2 protein-coding genes are annotated in these 3,876 nt (G+C 37.4%); both read left to right on the top strand.

The features are described 5' to 3' along the window. Positions 1-1,218 (top strand): BspA family leucine-rich repeat surface protein (locus Q4Q40_RS23980; RefSeq protein WP_303304589.1); only part of this gene is annotated, 1,218 nt, incomplete at its 5' end. A gap of 726 nt (positions 1,219-1,944) precedes the next feature. Beyond that, positions 1,945-3,705 carry a BspA family leucine-rich repeat surface protein gene (locus Q4Q40_RS23975; protein ID WP_303304588.1) on the top strand — a complete coding sequence of 587 codons (1,761 nt, stop codon included), beginning with the start codon at positions 1,945-1,947 and terminating at the stop codon, positions 3,703-3,705. The last annotated feature ends 171 nt before the right edge of the window (positions 3,706-3,876 follow it).

The raw sequence follows: 3,876 nt of genomic DNA, 5'->3' as shown, positions 1-3,876 counted from the left end.
CCCATAGGAGCACAGGACTATACATCACCAGTAACCTATACAGTAACGGCAGAGGACGAAAGTACAGAAACCTATACAGTAAATATAACAGAAAACGCTTTTGAGGCTTTTGTAACAACGTGGGAAACAACAACTGCCAACGAGGAGATAAAGATTTACACCAATCCTAATCTCACAGGCTATAGTTATGATATAGATTGGGGAGATGGCAGTACCGAGAGTGGGTTAACAGGCGATGCACCCCACCAGTATGCCACAGCAGGTATTCACACGGTATCGATAACAGGAGATTTCCCAGCGATTTATTTTGTTTACGACTTCGAAATACGAGCAACAGCAGCAAAATTACAGACCATAGAGAGTTGGGGAGATACACAATGGAAGAGTATGGAACAAGCATTTGCATATTGTACAAACCTTACTAGCAATGCCACAGATGTTCCGGATTTAAGCCAGGTAACTAATATGTCTAATATGTTTAATGATGCCAGGGCCTTCAACCAGGACATTGGTAATTGGGATGTTAGCAATGTAACAAATATGTATGAGATGTTTTATGGAGCCAGTGCCTTCAACCAAGATATTGGTAATTGGGATGTTAGCAATGTAACAAATATGTATGAGATGTTTTATGGAGCCAGTGCCTTCAACCAAGATATTGGTAGTTGGGATGTTAGCTCAGTAGAGGATATGTCTGATATGTTTAACGAAGCCAGTGCCTTCAACCAAGATATTGGTAGTTGGAATGTTAGCTCTGTAGAGAATATGTCTTATATGTTTTATGAAGCGATTACCTTCAACCAGGATATTGGTAGTTGGGATGTTAGTTCAGTAGAGAAAATGCATCATATGTTTGATTATGCCAGTGCCTTCAACCAGAACATTGGTAGTTGGGATGTTAGTTCAGTGAAGTATATGTCTTATATGTTTAGAGAAGCCACTGCATTTAACCAAGATATTGGTAGTTGGGATGTTAGCTCTGTAGAGAATATGCCTTATATGTTTAGTGGAGCCAGTGCCTTCAACCAGGATATTGGTAGTTGGGATGTTAGTTCAGTAGAGAATATGTCTTATATGTTTTATGCAGCCGGTGACTTCAACCAGAACCTTTCTGATTGGGCTACCGATAATGTAACAAGCTGCACAGACTTTAGTTATGGTTCCGGTTTAACAACCGCACAGTTACCAACTTTAGGAAGTTGTTTTGGTGATGATTAAAGTATAACGTTAGGGGTTTTGGACATATAGAAAACCAGCGTTTTTTAGTAACCCTCAAGGCTTAATGTTTTGGGGGTTTTTTAATACCATTATATAGGTATAAACAAGAGTCTATTTTATATAATAAAAGAGAAATACAGGTTTTCTGTTATAACGATATTAAAACAAATACTTATTAGTAGGTAATAAGTATGAGCAAAGATTTGGCACAGACAGAGCAGGATATTACGATATAGGAGCTTATGAATACAAAGCACTATAAAGATTACAGATATCACAAACCGAAAATTAAAAGCATAATCGAAAAGCTGGTAAATGTCCCTAAAAGAATTTTGCTAGTTCTCAATCGGTATAACAGGCTTTTATAACCTGAGTTCGACGTAAAGATCGTAGATAAAAGTCAATAAATATGCTAGATTCAACTTATAATTATTATAGACTATCTAGCTAGTTTATGATAATTTAAGGAAGAGGATGGTATGTTTATTGGTTTTTAGCTTGAAACTAATAGAGTTGAATATGTTTCAGATATCTAAAATTCACTTTATAAATATCTCATAAGTAGTATTCTACAAAAAAATAATCTCATTTTTCTTACGTTGAACCCAGATTTATACTACTGTAATTTAAAATAATTGAACGATTTGTGATGTCGATTGACCAATTAGTGATTTTAAATATTTGTTGTTTTGTATCATTAATTTAAACATTTCAAAAAAAGAAATAATGAAAACAAATCTATTAAAATTTAAAAACCTACTATTGTTAATAGTAGTTATAACACTTGCAAGCTGTTCCAAAGACGACCCAGCAAAGAGTGATGGCAAACAAATTCTGAGTTTTATATTTGCCTCCGAGAACAATAGTATACTTAGTGAATCCGTAACCGCTACCATAACCGAAAGTGATAAAACGATAAGTGCGATCTTTCCAAACGGCAGCGATGTAAAATCATTGACCCCGAAGATAGAAGTGTCAGAGTTAGCAACCGTAAGCCCTACTGGCGCACAAGATTTCACTACGGGAGTAACCTACACGGTAACAGCAGAAGACGGTAGTACCCAAGCTTATAGAGCAAGTGTAAGCGTAGAAGAAAGCACTGGCAAACAAATTCTGAGTTTTATATTTACTACAGAAGCCAATACCGTACTAAGCGAAGCCATAACTGCTACTATAGACGAAGCCGGTAAAAGCATATCGGCGAGCGTTCCATACGGAACAGTTATCACGTCACTAACCCCGACTATAGAAGTATCACAATTAGCCACCATAAGCCCCATAGGAGCACAGGACTATACATCACCAGTAACCTATACAGTAACGGCAGAGGACGAAAGTACAGAAACCTATACAGTAAATATAACAGAAAACGCTTTTGAGGCTTTTGTAACAACGTGGGAAACGACAACTGCCAACGAGGAGATAACGATTTACACCAATCCTAATCTCACAGGCTATAGTTATGATATAGATTGGGGAGATGGCAGTACCGAGAGTGGGTTAACAGGCGATGCACCCCACCAGTATGCCACAGCAGGTATTCACACGGTATCGATAACAGGAGATTTCCCGGCGATTTATTTTGCTTACGGCGCCGAAATAGAAGCAACAGCAGCAAAATTACAGACCATAGAGCGTTGGGGGGATATTCAATGGAAGAGTATGGGACGGGCATTTACATATTGTACAAACCTTACTTACAATGCCACAGATGTTCCAGATTTAAGCCAGGTAACCAGTATGTCTTATATGTTTGCTTTTAGTTCCTTTAATGGAGATATTGGTAATTGGGATGTTAGCTCTGTAGAGGATATGTCTTATGTGTTTAATGAAGCCAGTGCCTTCAACCAAGATATTGGTAGTTGGGATGTTAGCTCTGTAGAGAATATGATTTATATGTTTAGAGAAGCCAGTGCCTTCAACCAGGATATTGGTAATTGGGATGTTAGCAATGTAACAAATATGTATTATATGTTTAGAGCAGCCAGTGCCTTCAACCAAGATATTGGTAGTTGGGATGTTAGCTCTGTAGAGAGAATGTCTTATATGTTTAGAGGAGCGATTACCTTCAACCAAGATATTGGTAGTTGGGATGTTAGCTCTGTAGAGAGTATGTCTTATATGTTTTATGGAGCCAGTGCCTTCAACCAGAACATTGGTAATTGGGATGTTAGCTCAGTGGAGTATATGTCTAATATGTTTAGAGAAGCGATTGCCTTCAACCATGATATTGGTAGTTGGGATGTTAGCTCAGTGGAGTATATGTCTGATATGTTTAGATTAGCCATTGCCTTCAATCAGGATATTGGTAGTTGGGATGTTAGTTCAGTAGAGGATATGTCTTATATGTTTTATGGAGCCGGTGTCTTCAACCAGAACCTTTCTGGTTGGGCTACCGATAATGTAACAAGCTGCACAAACTTTAGTTATGGTTCCGGTTTAACAACCGCACAGTTACCAACTGCAGGAAGTTGTTTTAATGAATAATGAATAAAGTATAACGTTAGGGGTTTGGGACATATAGAAAACCAGCGTTTTTTTAGTAACCCTCAAGGCTTAATGTTTTGGGGGTTTTTTAATACCATTATATAGGTATAAACAAGAGTCTATTTATATAATAAAAGAGAAATACAGGTTTTCTGTTATAACGATATTAAA

It is taken from the genome of Flavivirga jejuensis (genome assembly GCF_030540765.1).
GTDB lineage: Bacteria > Bacteroidota > Bacteroidia > Flavobacteriales > Flavobacteriaceae > Flavivirga > Flavivirga jejuensis.
The sequence above is the reverse complement of the archived record's forward strand: the minus strand, read 5'-3'. Positions and strand labels throughout refer to the sequence as shown.